At 71.7% G+C, this 21,890-nt stretch carries 13 protein-coding genes; all 13 read left to right on the forward strand.

Annotated elements, in window-relative coordinates; genetic code table 11:
- The 13 genes from AQJ46_RS25235 to AQJ46_RS25295 all read left to right on the forward strand — a co-directional run bounded on the left by AQJ46_RS25235 (position 1) and on the right by AQJ46_RS25295 (position 21,887).
- Entirely contained in the window at positions 1–1,938 is a 1,938-nt protein-coding gene (locus AQJ46_RS25235) for an ATP-binding protein (protein ID WP_059208040.1), read from the forward strand.
- The gene (locus tag AQJ46_RS25240) at positions 1,929–2,219 is read left to right on the forward strand and encodes a hypothetical protein (protein ID WP_059207798.1); all 291 of its coding nucleotides are present in this window, start codon (positions 1,929–1,931) and stop codon (positions 2,217–2,219) included. The genes AQJ46_RS25235 and AQJ46_RS25240 overlap by 10 nt, the downstream gene beginning before the upstream one ends.
- On the forward strand, positions 2,216–8,782 hold the full coding sequence (locus tag AQJ46_RS25245) for an eCIS core domain-containing protein (RefSeq protein ID WP_225887395.1): 6,567 nt from the start codon (positions 2,216–2,218) through the stop codon (positions 8,780–8,782). Before AQJ46_RS25240 ends, AQJ46_RS25245 begins: the two co-directional genes overlap by 4 nt.
- Before the next feature lie 44 nt (positions 8,783–8,826).
- Positions 8,827–9,426 (forward strand): HEAT repeat domain-containing protein, encoded by a 600-nt coding sequence (locus AQJ46_RS25250; RefSeq protein WP_059207799.1) that lies wholly within the window; start codon positions 8,827–8,829, stop codon positions 9,424–9,426.
- Entirely contained in the window at positions 9,423–10,106 is a 684-nt protein-coding gene (locus tag AQJ46_RS25255; protein WP_059207800.1) for a hypothetical protein, read from the forward strand. The genes AQJ46_RS25250 and AQJ46_RS25255 overlap by 4 nt, the downstream gene beginning before the upstream one ends.
- An 11-nt stretch (positions 10,107–10,117) precedes the next feature.
- Positions 10,118–10,474 (forward strand): hypothetical protein, encoded by a 357-nt coding sequence (locus AQJ46_RS25260; protein ID WP_057614377.1) that lies wholly within the window; start codon positions 10,118–10,120, stop codon positions 10,472–10,474.
- Entirely contained in the window at positions 10,467–11,606 is a 1,140-nt protein-coding gene (locus AQJ46_RS25265) for a hypothetical protein (protein ID WP_059207801.1), read from the forward strand. Before AQJ46_RS25260 ends, AQJ46_RS25265 begins: the two co-directional genes overlap by 8 nt.
- Before the next feature lie 66 nt (positions 11,607–11,672).
- Positions 11,673–12,209, forward strand: a complete 537-nt coding sequence (locus tag AQJ46_RS25270) for a phage baseplate assembly protein V (protein WP_057614375.1) — start codon at positions 11,673–11,675, stop codon at positions 12,207–12,209.
- 16 nt (positions 12,210–12,225) lie between these two features.
- Positions 12,226–12,561: a hypothetical protein gene (locus AQJ46_RS25275; protein WP_059207802.1), complete on the forward strand. Its 336-nt coding sequence runs from the start codon at positions 12,226–12,228 to the stop codon at positions 12,559–12,561.
- Positions 12,558–12,941: a GPW/gp25 family protein gene (locus tag AQJ46_RS25280; protein WP_057614373.1), complete on the forward strand. Its 384-nt coding sequence runs from the start codon at positions 12,558–12,560 to the stop codon at positions 12,939–12,941. The genes AQJ46_RS25275 and AQJ46_RS25280 overlap by 4 nt, the downstream gene beginning before the upstream one ends.
- Positions 12,938–16,012 carry a putative baseplate assembly protein gene (locus tag AQJ46_RS25285; protein ID WP_059207803.1) on the forward strand — a complete coding sequence of 1,025 codons (3,075 nt, stop codon included), beginning with the start codon at positions 12,938–12,940 and terminating at the stop codon, positions 16,010–16,012. The genes AQJ46_RS25280 and AQJ46_RS25285 overlap by 4 nt, the downstream gene beginning before the upstream one ends.
- Positions 16,012–19,755 (forward strand): putative baseplate assembly protein, encoded by a 3,744-nt coding sequence (locus AQJ46_RS25290; protein WP_059207804.1) that lies wholly within the window; start codon positions 16,012–16,014, stop codon positions 19,753–19,755. Before AQJ46_RS25285 ends, AQJ46_RS25290 begins: the two co-directional genes overlap by 1 nt.
- Complete coding sequence (locus AQJ46_RS25295; RefSeq protein WP_059207805.1) at positions 19,752–21,887, forward strand: hypothetical protein; 2,136 nt, start codon at positions 19,752–19,754, stop codon at positions 21,885–21,887. The genes AQJ46_RS25290 and AQJ46_RS25295 overlap by 4 nt, the downstream gene beginning before the upstream one ends.
- Positions 21,888–21,890 lie beyond the last annotated feature (3 nt).

Here is a 21,890-nt window from a genome sequence, read left to right on the forward strand (position 1 = left end):
ATGGGGACGTACGAACAGAGTGCGGCGCAGGCGGATCCGGGCAGTTCGACGCTGACCGCGGAGATCCGGCGTGTCCTGGCCCGTGTCGACGCGCATGCGGCGCGCGTCACGGAGGGGAGCGGCCGTGCCCCCGGAACCGAACTCGCACCAGGCCCCGGGGCCGCCCCTCTCGACGCCCTCACTGCCTGCTTCAGCCTCACCCCCTTCGAGCGGGACCTCGTACTCCTCACCGCCGCAATAGAGTTGGAGCCCACGACGGCCGCTCGCTGTGCCGCCGCCTGCGGTGACCCGGAGCGGGCCTTCCCGACCTTCTCCCTCGCCCTCGCCGCCCTCGCGGAACCGCACTGGAGCGCGCTCACGCCCATCGCCCCGCTCAGGCGCTGGCGGATCGTCGAACTGGACGACGCGGCGGGGCTGACGACCACCCGGCTGCGGCTGGACGAGCGGATCCTGCACTTCCTGCTGGGCTCGCCCTACCTGGACGCCCGGCTGCACGGGCAGCTCCGCCGCACCCCGGTGCCGGAGGCGCTGACGCCCTCGTACGACCTGGCCGCGAACCGGCTCGCCGAGGGCTGGACGAACGGGGCACTGGTCGAGGTGACCGGCGGCGACCTGCGCAGCCGGGCCGACCTCGGCGCCGCCGCGGCCGCCCGCTCGGGGCTCGGGCTCTACTCGATGAGCGCCGAGGACGTGCCGACCGACCCCGCGGAGCGCGACCGGCTCTCCCGCCTGTGGCAGCGCGAGGCGATCCTGCTGCCCGCCGCGCTGCTCGTCGAGGCCGGCGAACTGGACCGCGACCAGCGGGCGGCGACCGAGGCCTTCCTGGCCGGAGCCGCCGTACCGGTGGTGGTGTCGAGCGAGGACCCGCTGCGCTCGGAGCGGACCTATGGGGCCCGGGTCACCGTGCCGCGCCTGGACGACGAGGAGCAACTCGGCCTGTGGGCGGGCGCGTTCGAGGAGATCGATCTGGATGTGGGCGAACTGCGGTCGCTCGTCGCCCAGTTCCAGCTGCCGCCGCACGTCGTGCGCTCCGCCGCGGCCACCGTACGACGCCGGCTCCCGCACGAGGACGAGCTGGATGCCGCCGAACTCGCCTGGCGGGCCGGGCTCGACGAGGCCCGGATCGGCATGGACGAGCTCGGCCGCCGCATCGGGCCGCAGGCCGGCTGGGACGACCTGGTGCTGCACGAACGGCAGACCGGCGTGCTGCGGGAGATCGTCGCGCACGTACGGCAGCGGGCGACCGTCCACCAGGAGTGGGGCTTCGGCGCCACCCTGCGCCGCGGTCTCGGCGTCACCGCCATGTTCGCGGGCGGCTCCGGCACCGGAAAGACCCTCGCCGCCGAGGTCATGGCGAAGGAACTCGGCCTCGACCTGTTCGTCATCGACCTCTCCCAGGTCGTCAGCAAGTACATCGGCGAGACGGAGAAGAACCTCCGCCGCGTCTTCGACGCCGCCGAACGCGGCGGCGCTCTGCTCCTGTTCGACGAGGCCGACGCCCTCTTCGGCAAGCGCAGCGAGGTCAAGGACAGCCACGACCGGTACGCCAACCTCGAAGTCAGCTACCTGCTCATGCGCATGGAGGCCTACCGGGGCCTCGCTGTCCTCACCACCAACATGAAGAACGCCCTCGACACGGCGTTCCTGCGGCGCATCCGCTTCGTCGTCGACTTCCCCTTCCCGGCCGAGGACGAACGCGCCGAGATCTGGCGCCGCGTGCTGCCGCCACAGGCACCGGTGAAGGACGTCGACCCTTCGCTGCTCGCCCAGCTCACCGTCGCCGGCGGCTCGATCCGCAACATCGCCCTGTCCGGCGCCTTCCTCGCCGCCGAGGAGGGCGACCGGCTCCAGATGCGGCACATGCTCGCTGCGGCCCGCACCGAGTACCTGAAGCTGGAGCGCTCGCTGACGCCCACGGAGGTGCGCGGATGGGTGTGAGTCCTATCGGTGAGCCTTCGAAGTTCCGCGTCGAGATAGGGGAGTTGGTGCTGGACGGCTTCCGGGCCGACCCGGAGCGCGTCTCGGCCGCCTTCGAGCACGAACTGACCCGTCTCGTACGGCTGCACGGGGTGCCGTTGGCGGCGCACGGGCCGCTGGCCGTCGACGCCCTGTCCGGGCTGCCGCCCCTGCCCGCGGGCCTCTCCGCGCGACGCCTCGGCCAGGAGCTGGCGCGGGCCGTCCACGAGGGACTGAGCGGACACGGGGAGGTGAGCCGATGAGCTCCCGGACCCAGGACGCCGGCGCGGAACAGACCGCCGAGCAGCGCCGCCGTAAGCGCAAGGAGCGTGGCGCCAAGTCCCGTACGCCCGACCCGAAGAACATCGTCAGCGGCGCCGGACAGCCTCTCGACCCCGGCGTACGGCGGGAGTTGGAGGAGCAGCTCGGGCACGACCTGAGCCGGGTCCGGCTGCACACCGGCCGGGACGCCGGGCAGCTGACCGAGCTGCTCGGCGCGGACGCGGTCGCCGTCGGCCAGGACGTCTTCTTCCGCGAGGGTGCCTTCAAGCCGGGCACGGACGAGGGCCGCCGCCTGCTCACCCACGAGCTCCAGCACACCGTGCAGAACGCGCACGGCCTCGGCGCGCTGCGGGCCGGCCGTGAGCTGGGCGCCGTCAGCCTGCCGCAGCAGGCCATCGAACGGGAGGCCGAGGCCGCCGTACAGGCGACCTCGCGGGAGGAGCCCGCCCCGCAGGTCGAGGAGGGCCAGGCCACCCCCGGCTGGCTGCGGTACACCACCGTCGACGCCGACCGGATGCGCGCCGAGGCCGTCGACCCCGCGACCCTCGTGGACAGGCTCGCGGGCAACGTGCTGCGCAGCCTGCGCGGCGACCCCACCGACGCCTCCGGCCGCGTCCGCCTCCAACTCACCCGCATGTCCGAGCAGTTGGAGGACGCGGTCGTGGAGCGGCTGGAGAACCGGCTGCTGACACCCGAGTACGACCGCCTCCTGGACCTCGCCGATCAGGCCCGCCCCGGGCCGGTCGAACTCCAGCCCGCTGACGTGCCGTTGCCCGAGATCGACCTCTTCGAAGAGCTCGGTGTCGAACGCACCCGGTGGCAGAAGAAGCAGGAGTCCGACCGCGGGTCCGCCGACCGACGCGCCGCCGACGAGCGCGAGGAGCGGCAGGAGAGCAGGGCCCGCGACGAGAAAACCGGTGGCGACCGCAGCCGGGCGCGGGCGGACGCCGCCACCGAGGACCAGGAGTCCGCACAGCGCACCGAGCAGGAGGACGAGCGCAACGCCTCCCGCCGACAGGCCCGCGAGGAACAGCAGCAGCAGGACGAACAGGCCTCCGCCGACCGCGAACGCACCGACCAGGCCAAGGAGGAGCGCAAGGAGCAGCGCGAGCGCGAGGAGGCGGACCCGAAGCAGGCTTCCGAGCCGGGCGCCGACAAGCGCAAGCGCCGGGACGACCAGACCCAGCCCGGCGCAGGCTCCAAGCGCGAGGAGCCGGACCCGAAGCAGAAGGCCCAGCCCGGCCCCGTACGCCCGGAGAAGGTCGACGAGCGGGCCGAACTGCCCGACTCGGCGCTGTCCGAGCACGGGCTGAACGAGAAGGACGAGGACGGCGGCGCCGAGACCGAACCCCGTGAGGAGGAGCGGCCGCTCGGTCTCGAAGCGGGCGCCGACAACGAGGTCTCGGGCGGCGACGACGACGCCAAGGCTCCGGGTGCCGAGCGCGAACCCGAGATCAAGCCCGAGGACCACCTCCCCGAGAGCGACCTCGACCTGTCCGCCGTACCGACCGCGGACGGCCTCGAACCCGGCGCCCCCGAGCCGTCTCCGCCCTCCTTCCCCACCCCGCCACCGACCAAGGCCGAGAAGATCGAGCAGGAGCGGGAGAACCGGGAACGCGATCAGGACGAGGAGGCCGCCGCACCCGAGCCCAAGGCCCCGGGCCAGGACGAGGGTCCCGTCGAGGGCGAGGCCCCGCAGCCCGAGAACGGGCCCGCCGTCCAGAACCAGGACCGCGGCACCAAGGACCTCCAGGAGACCGAGAAGCCGCTCGACCAGGAGGTCGGCCCGGACCTCGCGGCCCAGGACAAGGAGCGCCCCGAGCCCGAGGCCGAGAAGCCCGACCCCGCGCAGCAGCAGGAGAAGGAGCAGGCCAGGGACGACTCCGAGTCCGGTGAAGCCGACAAGGACGACGCGGAGCCGGACGCCAAGGACGCGCAGGACGACGCGCGTGAGCAGCGGGATCGTACGGCCGTACCACCGCAGTCGGCCGTCCGGGCACCGGGGCCCGCCGCCCCCGCCCCGGTCGTGGCCGCCGTAGCGAAGCCGGCCGGGGCGCAGACGCCGAAGACGCCGGTCGAGGACCGCGATCCCTCGCCCGCCGCCCGGCGCGGCGCCGAACCGCCCAGGTCCGAGCGCGAGGCCCCGCAGGCCAAGAGCCGGGTGCCCAAGGAGAGCGGGCCCGGTGCCGCACCGCGTGGACCCGTCGGGACCGCCCAGAAGACCGGGCCGACGACCGCTGCCGGACCCGGTGCGGCGCCCTCCGTCGCGCAGGCGGCGGTGAGCCCGGCCGCCGAGCAGACCGACACGCCCGGGCAGACTGCGGAAGCCGCCGCGCCCCGGCCCGAGGCGTCCCTGGAGAAGGACGGCGGCGGCTGCGCACCGCCCGCGCCCGCACCCGAGAAGGACGAGGGCGGGCAGGGGAGTTGTGGCGGCGGTGGCGGCGAGGGTGCCGCCGAGGAGAAGCAGCCGGAGCCGCCGGACGTCTCGGGACAGGACCCCAAGGCGGCCGTACAGACCGTCGGCAAGCTGGCGCCCGACCAGGCGGCCGCCGCCATGCCCGGGGTGGACAAGGCCGCGGACAAGAAGATCGGCGAGGAGCAGCAGCGGCTCGACGCCGCGCCGCCCACGAAGGAACGTCCCTCCGGCGCGCCCGAGACGCGTTCGGGGCCGCCCGAGGCGGCCCCGGCGGCGGCGCAGGTCACCGGGAAGGTGGAGAAGCTCGGTCCGGAGGACCAGGCCGAGAAGCAGAAGGCCAAGGGCGGGGAGAAGGCCGAGGGCCGGCAGCCCGCCGAGAATGTGCCTCCGCCGCCGCCCCCCGCCGTGCCCGACAAGGGGCTCAGCGAGGCCGAGGCCGCCAACGTCGAGGCCGCGGCCGACGCCATTCCCACCACGGACCCGGTCCTGGAGAACAAGACGGTCGGCCCCGCACCGAAGATCCGGCTGGAGGGCGCGAGCGACCCCACCCGCACCGACGACCAGGCCGGGGCGCTCAAGGACAAGCAGTCCGACCTCCAGGCGACCGGGCGCGAGGACGCGGCCAAGCCGCTGGGCGAGGACCAGATCTTCCCCAACGCTCCCCGGGAGCAGTTGACCGGCAAGGCCTCGGGCGGTGACCGCGGCAAGGGCGGCGGACTGGAGCCGACCCCGGCCGCGAAGGCCGGAGTCGGCGCGGTCGCCAAGCAGGAGAAGGGCAGCGAGATCGTCGGCGCCTCCGGCACGGCGCAGAGCGACCTCGGTTCCAAGGAGAAGGAACACCAGCAGGGCGAACAGCAGGCCAAGCAGGAGAAGCAGACCGAGATCGACCGCGAGGTCGAGCGCAACACCGCGCAGCAGACCGCCGAACGCGGCCGGGTCGCCCAGGAGACACAGCGGCAGCGCACGGACTGGCGGGCCGAGCAGGACAAGAAGATCGAGGACGCGGACCGCAAGTCCGAGGACGAGCACGGCAAGAGCAACAAGGAGATCGTCAAGGCGCGCGACGACAAGGACAAAGAGGTCGCCGAGCGCAAGGACAAGGACAACGCGCAGATCGACACCGAGCGCGAGAACGCCGAGAAGGAGGCCGAGAAGAAGAAGCAGGAGGAGAAGCCCTCCGGGGGTCTGCTCGGCTGGATCGCCGACAAGGTCGCCGACTTCTTCAAGGGACTCCTTGAGGCGGTCACCAAGGTCTTCGAGGCCGCCCGGGCCGCGGTCAACGGGATCATCGACAAGTTCAAGGAGTGGGCCAACGCGGCGATCGACTTCGTCCGCGACCTGGCCGTAAAGGCGATCAACGCGCTCGCCGACGTCCTGATCGCGATCGGGGACGTGCTCCTGGCCGCGTTCCCGGAGCTGCGGGACCGCTTCCGCAAGGCGATCGAGGGGCTGCGGGACGCGGCCATCGCCAAGGTCAACGAGCTGGCGGAGGGCCTGAAGAAGGCCGTCAACACGTTGCTGGACGCGCTGGCGGCCGGTCTGAACGCGCTGCTCACCGTCCTTGAGGCGGGCCTGAAGGCGGTCATCAAGGCCTACCAGGCCGTGATCGTCGGAGCGATCAAGTTCGCGCAGGCGGCGATCGAGGCGCTGGGCAAGTTCGCTGCCCTGGTCGCCGACATCGCGCCCGACCCGGGCGGCTGGATCTCCAAGGCGGGCAGCTCGGCCAAGACCGGCATCACCGACCACCTCTGGGGTGCCATCAAGGTGGCGGTCAAGCAGTGGTTCGACACCAAGGTCGAGGGGATCCTCGGGCTCGGCAGGGCCGTCATCGACGTGCTGGTCAAGGGCTGCGTGTCGATCAAGCAGATCGGCAAGATGGCGTGGGACGCGATCATCGCGTCGCTGCCCATGATGATCGCGTCCCTGGTCATCGAGAAGGTCGTCTCGATGATCGTCCCCGCCGCGGGGGCGATCCTGACGATCGTCCAGGGCCTGATGGCGGCCTGGCAGAGCGTCAGCTCGATCCTCTCGGCGTTCGGGAAGTTCTGGGCCTACCTCAAGGCGGTGAAGGCGGGCCCCGCGGCATGCTTGTTCGCGGAGGCGGTCGCGGCCGGTGTCGTCGCCCTCCTGGACTTCATCACCAACTTCCTCCTCCAGCGCCTGTCTTCGGCGACCAAGGGCGTCGGCAAGCGGCTGAAGGCCATGTCCCAGAAGATCCTGGAAGGCCTGAAGAAGACCGCCGGCGGCGCGAAGAAGGCGGCGGGAGCAGCGGTCAACTCGGCACGGGGCGCCCTGCGCAACGCCCGCCAGAAGATCGCGGCACCGGCTGCCGCGCGCAGGCCGAAGGGTGAGGCCTCGCCGGATCCGAAGTCTCCGGTGAAGCCGAAGGACACGGCCACGCCGAAGGGACCGGCGAAGCCGGAGCCGACGGCGACGAAGCCGAAGGACACCGCGAAGCCCGCCAGGGACAAGGCTCCGGACAGCAAGTCCCAGGCCCCGTCCAAGAAGAAGGAGATCGAGGGCCCCAAGCCGACCAAGCCCAGGAAGCCCAAGTCCCCTGCGGCGAAAGCCCTGTCGAAGGCCAAGGGCGCGGTCAAGTCCGCCCTGAAGAAGGCAGGCAACGCGGCGAAGACCCTCGGCCGAAAACTGAAGAAGACCAAGGTCGGCAAGGCCCTGAAGAACGGCGCCTCGAAGCTGCGCAACCTCTTCCGGAGGAAGAAGGACCGGCTCCGCGAGGACAAGCGGCGCCAGCACGAGCAGAAGCGGCGGAACCAGGACCGGCGGCGCAAGGACGAGAAGTCTAAGGAGTCGAAGGAGGCGCGGCTTCAGAAGATCGTGGCGCGGATTCGGCCGCAACTGCGGCGGCTGCTCTCCAAGGGGGTACGACGTCCCGTCCTCAGCGCGGTACTCACCGGTCTGCGTCTGTGGAACCGTCTGACCCAGCTTGCCGTTCAGGGCGGACATCGCTTCAATATTCTGGCCGCCCTCAACCCCAGCCAGGTAGCCGTCGGCGGTGTCACCCTGGACCGCGACGAACTCCTGAACTTCATCAGGCGCGTCGCGGACGAAGTCCAGACATCGTCCAGCACTGCGGACAAGGCGAAGGGGCTCGGGTTCGACTCGGAGGGGAAGAAGCTCGACCTCGGCGAAACGGCGCAGTCCCACAGCATCGCCGCCAAGCTCCGCGACAAGGTGATCGCCGATGGCAGCGCCATAAAGCTGAGTACGTCCGACGGCGCCACGGCCGGTCTCAAGCAGGGATTCAACAGCCCCCGGAATCAGAGGGTCTCTCAGCCGGGAGTGCCCGAGGAAGAGCGGCTTCCCCCCGACTACGAGAGCATGTTCAAGGACATGCCGGAGGGCCAGCAGCAGGGCGTGGCCCAAGCCATGCTGGGCGACCTGCGGGGGCAGAATTCGGGTGGACCCGCAGTGCCACAGAGCCAGCGGGTGTTCCTGCACACCCTCGGTGCGGTCGAAGAGAATCGTTCGCAGAGCGACCTCGTGTACCGCGCTCTCGCGTATGATCTCGCGGCCACCGATCCCAGTAAATTCACCGAGGACCAGAAGAAGTTCGGGATGACCACCCTGCACGGAGTGGTGAACAAGCTCCCTCTGGCGCCGAAGGGTGCACAGGGACAGGCCCGGCAGCTGAATCTTCACTACGCTTTCAAGGAACTCCAGGCCAAGGCGGCAAAGGGAAATCCCACGGCGACGGCAAACCTTCTGACGGCACTGAGCAAGAAGGAGGGGTTGAAACCGGAGGAGCTTCAGCAGATGACCCGCATCAGCAAGGCCAAATACCTCACCGCCCGCGGTGTCTCACCCAAGGAGAGAAAGGACACGCGAAGGATCAAGAACGACAAGAACGCCTCTGACGAGGCAAGGGAGGAGGCACGCGGGAAACTTGCCCGATGGGACGACGAATACATGAGGCATGCCTGGGAGGAGGCCGCCGGGCGTGGCACTCTCGAACACTCCCGCAAGGGGGACGCCATGGCGGACCGCGAGGTCAAGTTCCTTCAGGGGTGGGCGGCCACGCTGGACCTCGACTTCTCGACCGAGGGTGACCCCAAGCAGGCGCTCTTCGAGATGATTCGAAGGAAAATCCACGCCATCTACAATATTTGACATATTTGTTCAGCCATGCATGAGTAAGAAGAGGGAGCTTCGCCTTGCCGGACCTCAATCGGACAAGTCGTCGGCTGATCCTGCGAGATCAAGTCGATGCCTCAGACATTCGCTCGTTCACCCAGAGTGCGGGATGGGATTTCCTGGGCGACATCGACAGGGACCCTGAGCGAGGCGTCTTCTACGAGGCGAAGTGGGACACCGGCGACGGCAGATCGGTTCACTACATCGTGGACGAATTCGCCGATGTCTGTTACATGGTCGTCGCCAACGCGGATTCGGACGAGGCCGAAGAGACGCTGTCACACATCGCGGGATCGCTGGCGGCGTGGACTTCGGAAGACCTGCTCAACGACTGCTACGTCCACGTGTATCCGGCAGGCTGGGCGAAATCCTTGCTGCGGCTGGGCGCCGGCGCTCCGCTACGCGCCGAGGACTCCGTCGTGTCGCACGTGGTCTTCTCCTCGGAGCACGAGGACGCGTCCGTGCGCAGTGCAGCCGTCTGGGCGATGGTCTACACGGCCTGGCCCGAGTTCAAGGAGGCCATGGTCCGCCTCGCCCGCACGGACCCGGATCCCCAGGTGGCGCGGGAGGCACAGCTGGCACTGGAGCAGCTGACGGAGAGCGGGGTGATCGAGCCATGACCCGCTACGCCGACATCCCCAAACCCATCCGCTCCGGCATAGTCGTGGTAAACCCCGACACCGGCACCCCCCAACGCGTCATCGTCCTCCAGTTCAACCCGGACACCCTGGAGCGCACCGTCGCCCCCCAGTCCGCCGGTGACAGTGGTGACGGTGGGAGTGGGGGGACGGGGAGCGGGGACCGGAACGAGGCGCTGCGGCTCAAGGGCCCCGCGCAGGAGTCCTGGAAGTTCACGGCGGAGATCGACGCCACCGACCAGTTCGAGATCGCCGCGCCCGACGGCATCCACCCGCAACTCGCCACGCTCGAAATGCTGGTGCAGCCGACGACCGAGCAACTGCGCGCCGCGAGCCGGCTGTCGCAGAAGGGGACCATCGAGATCAGCCCGATCGAGATGCCGCTGACGCTGTTCACGTGGGGGAGCAAGCGGGTCATGCCGGTGCGGCTGACCGAGCTGTCCGTCAACGAATCCGCCTTCGACGTGAACCTCAACCCCATCCGGGCCTCCCTCGGCATCGGGATGAAGATCCTCACGGTCAGCGACCTGCCCGCGGGGCACCGCGGAGCCGATCTCTACATGGCACACCTCGCGCAGAAGGAGCGGCTCGCCGCGGCCGCCCGCGGCGGAAGTCTCGGCGCGCTGGGACTGGGCGGCGGCGCACTGAGCGGAAGGGGCTGACGAAGCAGACCATGGCCGGAACAGAGCCGTACGAGAACGCCCTGGGCGCGATACCCGGCGCCCATCCCTACCCCCGCACCAGCCGGTACCACGACGCCGAGATCGGCGTGCACCGACAGGCCGACGGGACCGAAGTCCGGTACACCAAGCGGCGGTTGCTGCCGCCCCTCGACCAGCAGGAGACGCAGGACCACACGGTCGGCGCAGGCGAGCGGCCCGACCTCCTCGCGCAGCACTACTTCGGCGACCCCGCCCAGTGGTGGCGTATCGCCGACGCCAACCCCGTCCTCGATCCACGCGAGTTGACCGACGAGGCGGGGCGGACCATCGAACTGCCCGAGGCCGGGGGAGGCCACCGCGGTGTCTGAACTCCCCGTCGGGCAGGGGCCCGTCCACATCACGCTCCTCATGGGGCCCAAGCTCGCCCGGCCCGTCCCGGCCGAGGTCACCGAGGCGCTGCTGTCCGCGCAGATCACCGCCACGGCGGGCGAGCGCAGCGGCTTCCAGCTGGCCTTCGACCTCACCAAGAACGGGCTCATCAACCGGCGGCTCCTGCCCGAGGGGTTCTTCGACCCGAAGACCCGGATCATCGTCACCGTCAGCGTCCGGGGCACCCCCGACGTGCTCTTCGACGGCCTGATCGTCCGGCAGGAGGTCGGCACCAGCAACCAGCCCGGCCACTCCACCCTCACCGTCACCGGCGAGGACCTGACCCTCCTCCTCGACCTGGAGGAGCGCACCGCCCGCTACCCGAACCTCCCGCCCTCCGAGCGGGTCCTGAACATCCTGCGCCGCTACTCCGACTACGGCATCCGGCCCGACGTCTACACCGAGAAGATCGCGCAACCCCCGCACCAGGACCTGCGCGTGCACTACCAGACGGGCACCGACCTCCAGTACGTCACCGAGCTCGCGAACGCCAACGGCTACACCTTCTATCTGGAGCCGGGCCCCCACCCCGGTCAGTCCTCCGCCCGTTGGGGCCCCGAGGTCCGCCTCGGCATCCGCCAGCACGCCCTCAACGTCAACATGGACGCCAACTCCACGGTCGACCAGCTCACGTTCGCCTACGACGGCACGGCCCGCGAGGAGCCGCAGGCCCGCTGGCAGGACCCCGGGACCCGGGTGTCCACCCTGCTGCCCCAGCCGGCGATCAGCCCCCTGCGTCCGCCGCTCGGCAGACGGCCCACCCCGGCCCTCAAGCGCAAGACGCTCTCCGGCACGGCCAAGCAGCAACGCGAGCAGGCCGAGGCCGAGTTGCTGGCCCGTGCCGCCGTCTCCGCCGACGTCGTCTCCGGCTCGGGATCGCTGGACGTCAACCGGCACGGCTACATCCTCCAGCCCCGCCAACTGGTCGGCGTACGCGGTTCGGGGCGGGCGTACGACGGCGACTACTACGTCAAGTCCGTGACGCACACCCTGCGTCCGGGCTCGTTCCAGCAGAACTTCACGATCTCGCGCGAGGGCCTCGAAGCCCGCAGCGACTACGTCCGGCCCTGAGACTTCGGCCCAGTCCGGCCCTGTCCGGTCCGGTCCGGCCCCAAGACCCACCAGGAGTTCCCCACCATGGCGGCACCCAGCAACCGCTACCTCGGCAAGTTCCGCGGCCGGGTCGTGAACAACGACGACCCCCTGCGGATCGGCCGCGTCACCGTCGAGGTCCCGGACGTCCTCGGCGACGAGCCGTCCACCTGGGCGCTGCCCTGCCTGCCGTTCACCGGCCCGGAGTCGGGGCAGTTCGTGGTGCCGCCGCCCGGCGCGGGCGTGTGGGTGGAGTTCGAGCAGGGGGATCCCAGCTTCCCGGTGTGGACCGGCTGCTGGTACGGCGCCGCCGAGGAACTGCCGCCCGACGCCCGCCGCGAGCTCCAGGCCAACTCGCCGAACAAGCCCGTCGTCGTACAGACCCCGGCGGCCCACAAGCTCGTGCTCAACGACACCGCCGGTGCCGAGCAGGGAATCCTGCTCCAGGCCCAGGGCGGCGCGTACATCCGCATCACGAAGGAAGCCGTGGTGATCGCGACCGGCGCGGGTGCCGAGGTCATCCTGCGCGGCCGTGAAGTGACCATCAACGAGGGCCAGTTGACCGTCCTCTCCAAGCGATAGACAACGGGGGAAGAACTTGTCCGGGAGTCTGCTCGACGCGGGCGCCGTGATCGGCTGTCCGCACGGCGGCCGGGTGACCGCCGCCACCACACAGTCCGGAGGCGTACGGGCCCAGGGCGCCGCCGTCGCCACGGCAGCCCACACCTACGTCGTCACGGGCTGCCCCCACACCGTCGACCGCGTGCCCTCGCCGTGCGTCGCGGTCCGCTGGACCGCCCACGCCGGCGGCGTCACCGTCGACGGCGTACCGGTGCTGCTCGACACCTCCGCGGCCCAGTGCCTGACCGCGGCCTTCGTGCCGCAGGGGCCGCCCGTCGTCCAGGCCGCACAGCGAAAGGTCACGGTCCGATGAGTCCACGCGCCCGCACGCGCTCCGACCTCGCGTTCCCCTTCCACGCCGACCGCCGGGGCCGCACCGCGCACGCGACCCACCCCGAGCACGTCCGCGACCTGATCGAACAACTGCTGTTCACCAGCCCCGGCGAGCGCGTGATGCGCCCCGACTTCGGCTGCGGACTGCTCGACCTGGTCTTCGCCCCGAACAGCCCCGAGCTGGTCAGCACCCTGGAACTGTCCGTGCAGGCCTCCCTCCAGCGCTGGCTCGGCGACCTGGTCGAGGTGGTCGCGCTGGACATCGAGGGCGACGAGAACGTCGTACGGGTCCATCTGTCGTACGTCGTCCGCGCCACCGGAACTGTGCGCGACGACCTCTTCGAAGGGAGGGCGGCATGACCACCCGGCGTGCCAAGGTACGAGCCGCCCAGCTGGGCGGAGTCGACGCCGTCGAGGTCGGCGACGACGGCCTCCTGCTCACCGTCACCTTCCTCGGCAAGGCCCCGCACGGCCTCGGCCCCGAGAACGTCCGCATCGACGGCGGCCGCCGCGTCACCGGCATCACCGCCGTCGACGTCAGCGTCGAACGCGAGGAGGACCCCGAGCTCGACGACCGGCTCTACGTCACCCTCGACCGGGCCGGCGACACCTCCCGCTACCGGCTCTCGCTCGTCGAGACCGACCCGTACGGCCGCCCCGGCACCGATCCCTTCCGCGGCTTCGACCAGCGCTACCACAGCGCGGCCTTCTCCTTCCGGCCGGAGTGCCCCACTCCCTTCGACTGCGAGGAATCCCAGGAGCCGGCACGGGAGTTCCCGCAGGCGCCCGTCGTCGACTACACGGCCCGCGACTACGACACCCTCCGCAAGCTGCTCCTGGACCGCCTCGCGCTCACCACCCCCGACTGGATCGAGCGCAACCCCGCCGACCTGGGCACCACCCTCGTCGAACTGCTCGCGTACACCGGCGACCAGATCAGCTACCAGCAGGACGCCGTCGCCACCGAGGCCTACCTCGACACCGCGCGCCGCCGGGTCTCCGTACGGCGGCACGTGCGCCTCATCGACTACGCGATGCACGACGGCTGCACCGCCCGGGCCCATGTCACCGTGGAGACGGCGGGCGACACCACCCTCGCCCCGGGCACCTTCCGCTTCGCCTCCGTCGACATCCGCGCCCTCGACCCGCACGACCGCCCAGAACCCGGCACGGTCATCGACGAGAACGACCTGGGCGACCTGGACGAGCGCGGTTCGGTGGAGGTCTTCGAACCGGTCGTCGCCACCGACCCGTTGGAGCTGCGCACCGCCCACAACGCCATCCGCCTGTGGACCTGGGGCGGCGAGGTCCACACCCTCCCCAAGGGCACCACCTCGGCGACCCTGCGCGACGAGTGGCGCGACCGGGAGACCTGCCAGGAACGCCGACTGGAGCTGAAGCCCGGCGACTTGCTGGTCCTGGAGGAGGTGAAGGGCCCGCGCACCGGCACCCCCGGCGACGCCGACCCCGCCCACCGCCAGACCGTACGGCTGACCTCCGTCCGCCCGGCCGTCGACCGGATCGAGGACCAGCCCGTCCTGGAGGTCACCTGGGCCGCCGAGGACGCCCTCCGCTTCCCCCTCTGCCTCACCACCCGGGGCGGCCGTGACTGCCTCCCCGTCGAGGACGTGACCCTCGCCCGCGGCAACGTCGTCCTCGTCGACCACGGCCGTACGCTCCACGGGCTCCCCGAGACGGTCACCGTCCCGCCCGACCCGGCCGTCGTCGCCCCGTGCGCCCCGCCCGTGTTCGGCTGCGGCGACCGGGACGAGGGCAACGCGCCCGCCCGGCTGATCAACTCCCTCACGGACAAGGCCGAGTCGGGCGAAGCCCTCGTACCGGACGACATCCGCGAGCTGTTCACCACCGTCGGCGAGGCGGCCACCGTACGCGCCGGACTCGGCCTGGAGCGGGCCGGGCAGCGGCACGAGCGCGTGGTGCCCGGCACGTCGTACGCCCAGGCCGCCGCCCTGCGCACCCTGCTCGCCCAGTCCGTTTACCCCGGCATCGCGCCCCGCTTCCGACCCGTCCTCGGCCGCTCCCCGGTCGTGCAGGCGTTGCCGTACCCGGAGCCGGCCACGGTCGCCGCCGGGCAGGCCGAGCGGATCGCCGCGATCCCCGGGCGCATCCGGCAGCGGCTCGTCGACCTCTGGCGCAGCGCCCGCGACCGCGACGGCCTCGGCGAGGAGGAGATCGCCGAACTCACCCTCGTCTACGGCCTCCACGTCCTCGAACGCCTGGAACTGCACCGCCACCCGGTGCGCGCCCTGCGCGAACTCCTGCACCGCAGCGACCGGTTGCTCGACGGCAAGCTGCGCCGCGTCGAGATCCTCGCGGCCCGCGCCCGCGCCGGAACCGTTCTCGACCCGCACATCGCCTGGGAGATCGCGCACAGTTGGGGTCCGCAGTACGCGGCCGGGCTGCACCCCGACGAGCCGGTGCTGCGCGGCCCGGCCACCGCCGCGCTCGCTCAGGACCCGCGTCAGGCGCTGCCCGCCGTACGTGTCCAGGACGGTGACGAGAGCTGGGCGCCGCGCCGTGACCTGCTGAACAGCGGTCCGCGCGACCGGCACTTCGTCGGCGAACTGGAGGACGACGGCCGCCTCGCCCTGCGCTTCGGCGACGGCCGGCACGGGGCCCGGCCCACCCCGGGCAGCCGACTCGCCGCGCACTACCGGCTCGGCGGCGGTCGCGCGGGCAACGTCGGTGCGGAGGCCATCAACCACCTCGTCGTCCAAGGGGAGAACCCCCCGGCCGCCGTGATCCGCAATCCCCTTCCGGCAGTCGGCGGCACCGAACCCGAACCCGTCGAGCAGGCACGTCAGTTGGCCCCCCTCGACCTGCGCCGCACCCGCCTGCGCGCGGTCACCGCCGACGACTACGCGGCCCTCGCGAGCGCACTGCCCGGCGTACAGCGGGCCGCCGCCACACTCCGCTGGACCGGCAGCGTCCAGCAGGCGCACATCGCGATCGACGCGTACGGCGACGCACAGCCGCCGGCCGAGCTGCTGGCCCGCGTGGAGCAGTCCCTGGAGGCGTACCGGCGCATCGGCCACGACCTCGTCGTCGGACCCGCCCGGCTCGTACCGCTGGACATCGCGCTGACCGTGTGCGCGGCCCCCGGCCACCAGCACGGGCAGATCCTGGCCGAGCTGTACCGCGTGCTCGGAAGCGGCCGGCCGGGCTTCTTCCACCCCGACGCGCTGACCTTCGGCGAACCCGTCCGGCTCAGCCGGCTGGTCGCCGTCGCCGCAGCCGTCCCCGGCGTCGAGAGCGTCCAAGTGACCCGTCTGCGACGCCTGTTCGAGCAGGACCGAGGAGAGAGGGAGGACGGCGTGCTGCGGCTCGGCCCCCTGGAGATCGCCACGTGCGACAACGACCCGGACCGGCCGGAGAACGGCCGGCTGGCGATATCCCTGGGAGGTGCGTGATGTGCGCCTCCGAAACATGCCTCTGCGGCGGCCATGACGAGCGTCTCGCGCCCGCCCCGATCCACAACCCGCCCGGCCGCACCGCCCTCGACTACCGCGTCGGCGAGTACGGCTCCTTCCTGGCCGCCCTCCTCGACCGGCTCGCCTCACCGGCGTACCCGGCCCTGAACGGCCTCACCGTCCGCACCCCGGACGACCCGGCGATCGGCCTGCTCGACGCCACCGCCGTCCTCGGTGACCTGCTCACCTTCCACTCCGAGCGGATCGCCGACGAGGCGTATATCCGGACGGCGAACGAGCACCGGTCGCTGGTGCTGCTGGGCCGGCTGGTGGGCCACCGCCCGCGTCCCGGAGTCGCCGCGGCCACGTATCTGGCGTACACCCTGGAGCGTGATCCGCGCGCCGAGACCCTGCCTGTGCGGATCCCGCGCGGTGCCCGCAGCCACAGCGTGCCGGCCTCGGTCGACGAGCAGTCCCTGACGTTCGAGACGAGCGCGGATCTGACGGCTCGCTGGGACTGGAACGAGTTGAAGGTCCGGCGCAGGAGGCCTTCCTTCGTCACCCCCGAGGACCTGGAGCGCCGCTCGGAGCTGTTCGTGGAGGGGACCGCGAACTCACTGCATACCGGGGACCAGTTGCTCTTCGTCTTCGGTGAACAGGCCGGTGGGCAGCGTGTGTTGCTGCCGGTCGCCAAGACGCGGATCGATCGGGACGACGAGATCACCGCGATCTCGCTGCCGAAGTCCGCGCCGGCGACGCTGAAGGAGCTCGTCGACGGGGTGCGGCGGTGGGTCGCCGAGCCCGCGGTGCCGGGGGAGCCTGGGGATGAGGCGCCCACGCCCGAGGTGCCGAATCCTCGGCCGGTCAGTCGGTTGATCGACGACATCGACGATCAGGTGCTGGCGCCGCTGCGGGACGACTTGGACAGCATCAAGACGCCTGAGCGTCTCGCGGCTCGGCTCGCGGAGCCGGTCGCGCGCCTGGGCGAGGCGCAGGTGTTGGCCGAGCCGTATGAGGATGTCGCCGCGTGGTTCGAGCAACTGAAGGCGGTGCTGGCGGAACTGGCTGAGCGGGCCTTGGAGTTGGCGCCTGCACAGGAAGGTGGCTCGTCGTCTGCTGCGCCGTCGGGGCTGGTCGCGCAGTTCCCCGCGCCCCCAAAAGATCCACGCGCCGCTGCTCTTGAAGCGCTGACCCGCATACTTCCCGCACTGCGGCCCGCCACCCCGGCCCCGGAAAGCGGTGCGCCGAGCCTCACCGCCGACCCGGCCCAGCTCCTCGCCGCCCTCAACCCCTCCCTTCGGACCCTCTACCCGGCCTGGCGGAAAGCCGCCGCCCCCGGCACCCCCCAACTCCTCCGCGACCTGCTCGCCATGCGGGTCACCGCCGCGCCCTTCGGGGCCACCGCGCCCCTCAAGCCCGTCCAGGACGACCGCGGTCGGGTCATCCGTACCGCGGACTGGCCGCTCACCGGGGCCGTGCTGACCGGGGTGCGGGTCGCCTACGACACCGCGGCCAAGGTGCCGGTGCGGGCGGACTTCCAGTACATCGAGGGGAGCAGCTCGGACCAGCGGGCGGTGACCCTGCCCATCACCCAGCAGGTCAGCTTCGCGCTCGGCGCGGGGCAGGTCGACCTGTCGAGCCGGTCCGGCCAGGACCGCGACCTGAGCTGGCTCACCCGGCGGCCGACGGACTCCCAGGACCCCGGCGTCACCGTCCGGCTCCGCGACGGACTGCCCGACCGCACCCTGTTCGTGTCCCGTCCCGACGAGGACGGCCTGGTCCACGTGGGCATCCACAACGGCACCGCGCAGGAGATCGCGCTGCGTCCGGGCGCGAACGAGCAGTTCACCCACGGCGAGTACGAGGTGAGCCTGCACTACACGATCGGCAGCACCGAGCCGAACGTCGAGATCGTCATCGCCAGCAAGCCCGAGCCCGTCAACCGCAGCGTGCTCCAGCTGGACTCGGTGCACGACGGGATCAACGTCGGCAGCTGGGTGGCCGTCCAGCGGCCCGCCAAGGGCGACGGGATTCCCGGCGACGCCGCGCTGGCCTTCGTCACCACCCAGGTCAATGCGGTGCGTACGGCGGCGTACACCAACTACGGGATCACCGGCCGGGGCACCGAACTCACCCTCGCCAACGACTGGTTGGACGAGTTCGACGTCCTCCTCTCCCACATCCGCGACACCACCGTGCACGCGGGGGGCGAGCCCCTGCGCCTGGCCGACGAGCCGCTCGGCGAGGACGTCCACGGCAACGAGATCGAACTCGCCGAGCTCCACGACGGGTTGGCTACGGGCCGTACCCTTATCGTCAGCGGTGAGCGCGCCGACCTGCCGGGAGCCCTTCCCGCCACCGAGGTCGTCACCCTCGCCGCCGCCGACCCCGCCGTGGACCCCCAGCTTCCCGGTGACCGTGTCCACACCCGGCTCACCCTCACGACCGACCTCGCGCACCGCTACCGCCGTGAGACCGTCCGGATCCTGGGGAACGTCGTCCGGGCCACCCACGGCGAGAGCCGGGACGAGGCCATCGGCAGCGGCGACTCGGACCGCGTCGGCCAGACCTTCGTGCTCTGGCAGTCCCCGCTCACCTGGCTCGCCGACGACAACCCCCTCGGCGCCACACCGGTATTGGAGATCCGGGTCGACGGTGTCCTGTGGCACGAGGTCGACAGCCTCGCCGGACTCGGCCCCCGCGAGCGCGTCTACATCTCCGGCTCCACCGCCGACGGCCGCACCACGGTCACCTTCGGCGACGGTGTCCACGGCGCCCGGCTGCCCACCGGCCACGACAACGTCCACGCCCGCTACCGCTTCGGCACCGGCAGGGCCGCCAACGTTGCCGCAGACCGCGTCACCCAGCCGCTCACCCGCCCGCTCGGCGTCACCGCGGTCGCCAACCCGCGCCCGGCCACCGGCGGTGCGGACGCGGACGGGCCGGGCCTGACCCGCCGTACGATCCCGCTCGCCGTCTCCGCCCTGGACCGGCTCGTCTCCGGGGCCGACTACGAGGACTTCGCCCGCTCCCGCGCCGGCATCGGCCGGGCCGCCGCGCGTGAACTCTTCGACGGGCGGCGGCGCGTGCTGCACGTGACGGTCGCGGGCACGGACGACGTGCCCATCGCGGAGGAGACCCTACGGCCCCTGCGGAGCGCCCTCTCCGAGTACGGCGACCCGGGCCTGCCCGTCCGCGTCGACGTCCGTGAACTGGTCCTGCTGCTCGTCGCTGCCAAGGTGAAGGTAGCCCCCGACCACGCCTGGGAGACGGTCGAGCCCCGACTGCGACAGATCCTGATGAGCCGACTCGGCTACGAGGGACGGGAGTTGGGTCGACCGGCCCGCCTCTCCGAACTCCTGGCCGCGGCCCACACCGTGCCCGGCGTCGACTACGTGGACGTGGACGTCTTCACCGGCGTCCCCGCCTCCGCCACCCCGGAGGAGCTGACCGATCTGCTCACCCACCCCGGTGAGCCTCGGTCCCAGGTCCCCGCGCACCCGGCGACCTACGACGAGAAGACCCACACGGTCCGGGCAGAGAACGGCGAGACCCTCACCGAGATCTGCGCCCGCCACGGCGTCCCGCTCGCCGAACTCCTGCGCCTCAACCCCGACATCACCGACACCCGGCGCCTCGCCAAGGGCCGGTCGGTGTTCGTCTTCCGCGGCATCCGCCCGGCGCAGCTCGCGCTGCTGTCACCGAAGGCCGCCGACACCCTGATCCTTACGGAGGTCAAGTGACAGCCCCGGACGTCCAGTTCGACACCGCGGCCCCGGCCACGACCCGGGAACCCGACGGCCTCGCCGCCCTCCTGCCCCGCTGGCACCTGCTCCGCGACGCCGAAGAGGGCGAACCGCTGCGCGCGCTCCTCGCGGTGATCGCCGAGCAACTCGACCGCGTCCGTGACGGCGTCCAGCAGGGCTACGAGGACCTGTTCGTGGAGACGGCGGCCCCCTGGGTGCTGCCGTACCTCGGAGACCTCGTCGGATACCGCACCCTCCCCGGCTACGAACGCGTCCTCACCGGCGGCCTGCACGAGGGCGGACGCGAAGCGCTCGCCGAGGCCGTCGCCCCGCGCGCCGACGTGGCCGCCACTGTCGCGAGCCGCCGCCGCAAGGGCACCCTGCACCTCCTGGAGGAGATCTCCGAGCAGGTCGCCGACTGGCCGGCCCGGGCCGTCGAACTGTCCCGCCTGGTCGCCCAGAACCAGTCGGTGAAGTTGCAGAGGGAGCGGGGCCGCCTCCTCGACCTCCGCGACGGCTCCGCGCTCGCCCTGGCGGGCGGCCCGTTCGACACGACGGCCCGCACGGTGGACGTACGCCGCGCGGAGTCCCGTAGGAGGCAAGGCGGTTGGACCCCCGCCGGAGTCGCCCTCTTCGTCTGGCGCCTCAAGTCGTACTCCCTGACGTCCTCCCCGGCCTACTGCATCGACCGCGCCCGCAACCTCTACACCTTCTCGATCCTCGGCAACGACACCCCCCTGGTCACCAAGCCGGTCCCGGAGCCCTCACCCACCCACATCGCCGCCGTCGACAACGTGCCGGCATTCATCACGCGGCGCCTGCTCCACGACCGGCTCCTGGACTACTACGGCCCCGGCAAGAGCCTCGTCATCCGGCGCGACGGCGAGGACCAGCCCGTACCGCCGTCCGACATCGTGGTCGCCGACCTCTCCGACTGGCGCTACCGACCCAAGCGCGGCCAGGTGGCCGTGGACCCGGAACTCGGGCGGATCGCGTTCGGGTCCCGGTCGGCGCCCCGGCAGGGCGTCTGGGTGGACCACCACTACGCGTACGGCGCCGACATGGGCGGTGGGGAGTACGAGCGGGCCAGGGAGCCGCGCCCCGATGCGGAGACGTACCGGGTCGGCCCCGGCCGGCCGTACCGCCAGATCATGGACGCGTACCGGGCCTGGCAGCAGGACCGGCGCGCGGACCGCACCGGACCCGAAGGCATCATCGAGATCACCCACAGCGGCGCCTACCAGGAGCAACTGGACTTCGACCTCGACCCCGGCGACCGCCTCGAACTGCGTGCGGCCGAGGGCACCCGGCCGGTCATCCGCCTCCTCGACTGGTACAGCAACCGGCCCGACGCGCTCAACATCCGTGCCGTGGACACCGACTGCGCTCCGCACGAGCGGCCGCGGGTCGTCCTCGACGGGCTGCTCGTCGCCGGCCGCGGCATCAACGTCACCGGCCCGATGGGCGCCGTGGTCGTCCGCCACAGCACCCTCGTGCCCGGCTGGTCCCTGGAGCCCGAGTGCGAGCCGCACTCGCCCGACGAGCCCAGCATCGTGCTGGAACGCACCACCGCCTGCCTCCAGATCGAGCACAGCGTCCTCGGCACGATCGAGGTCATCGGCGACGAGGTCAGCGAGGACCCCCTCCACATCCACCTCCGCGACAGCGTCCTCGACGCCACAGGACATGACCGCGAGGCCCTGTCCGCCCCGGACTGCCGCCACGCCCACGCCGTGCTCCACGTGCACCGCACGACGGTCATCGGCGCAGTCCACACCCACGCCGTCGAGATCGCCGAAAACTCCCTCTTCACCGGCACGTTGCACGTGGCCCGACGCGGCATCGGCTGCCTGCGCTACACCTACGTCCCCGCCGGATCCCGTACGCCCCGCAGGCACCGAAGCCCCTCGCACCCCGCCCCGTTGTTCACCTCCGTGCGCTACGGGACGCCCTGGTACGCCCAGTTGGCGGACCGCTGCCCCGAGGAACTCCGGCGCGGCGCCGACGACGGGGCCGAACAGGGGGCCTTCCACGACCTGTACCGGCCGCAGCGCGAGGACGGTCTGAGGGCGCGGCTCGCGGAGTGCACACCCGCGGGCACGGACGCCGGGATCTTCTTCGTCACCTGAGCG

The organism is Streptomyces canus (assembly GCF_001514145.1).
Lineage (GTDB): Bacteria > Actinomycetota > Actinomycetes > Streptomycetales > Streptomycetaceae > Streptomyces > Streptomyces canus.

Excerpts from the sequence above, each read along its gene's own strand:
- AQJ46_RS25235 (WP_059208040.1), top strand. The coding sequence starts at position 1 with ATGGGGACGTACGAACAGAGTGCGGCGCAGGCGGATCCGGGCAGTTCG.
- AQJ46_RS25240 (WP_059207798.1), top strand. The coding sequence starts at position 1,929 with ATGGGTGTGAGTCCTATCGGTGAGCCTTCGAAGTTCCGCGTCGAGATA.
- AQJ46_RS25245 (WP_225887395.1), top strand. The coding sequence starts at position 2,216 with ATGAGCTCCCGGACCCAGGACGCCGGCGCGGAACAGACCGCCGAGCAG.
- AQJ46_RS25255 (WP_059207800.1), top strand. The coding sequence starts at position 9,423 with ATGACCCGCTACGCCGACATCCCCAAACCCATCCGCTCCGGCATAGTC.
- AQJ46_RS25260 (WP_057614377.1), top strand. The coding sequence starts at position 10,118 with ATGGCCGGAACAGAGCCGTACGAGAACGCCCTGGGCGCGATACCCGGC.
- AQJ46_RS25270 (WP_057614375.1), top strand. The coding sequence starts at position 11,673 with ATGGCGGCACCCAGCAACCGCTACCTCGGCAAGTTCCGCGGCCGGGTC.
- AQJ46_RS25280 (WP_057614373.1), top strand. The coding sequence starts at position 12,558 with ATGAGTCCACGCGCCCGCACGCGCTCCGACCTCGCGTTCCCCTTCCAC.
- AQJ46_RS25285 (WP_059207803.1), top strand. The coding sequence starts at position 12,938 with ATGACCACCCGGCGTGCCAAGGTACGAGCCGCCCAGCTGGGCGGAGTC.
- AQJ46_RS25290 (WP_059207804.1), top strand. The coding sequence starts at position 16,012 with ATGTGCGCCTCCGAAACATGCCTCTGCGGCGGCCATGACGAGCGTCTC.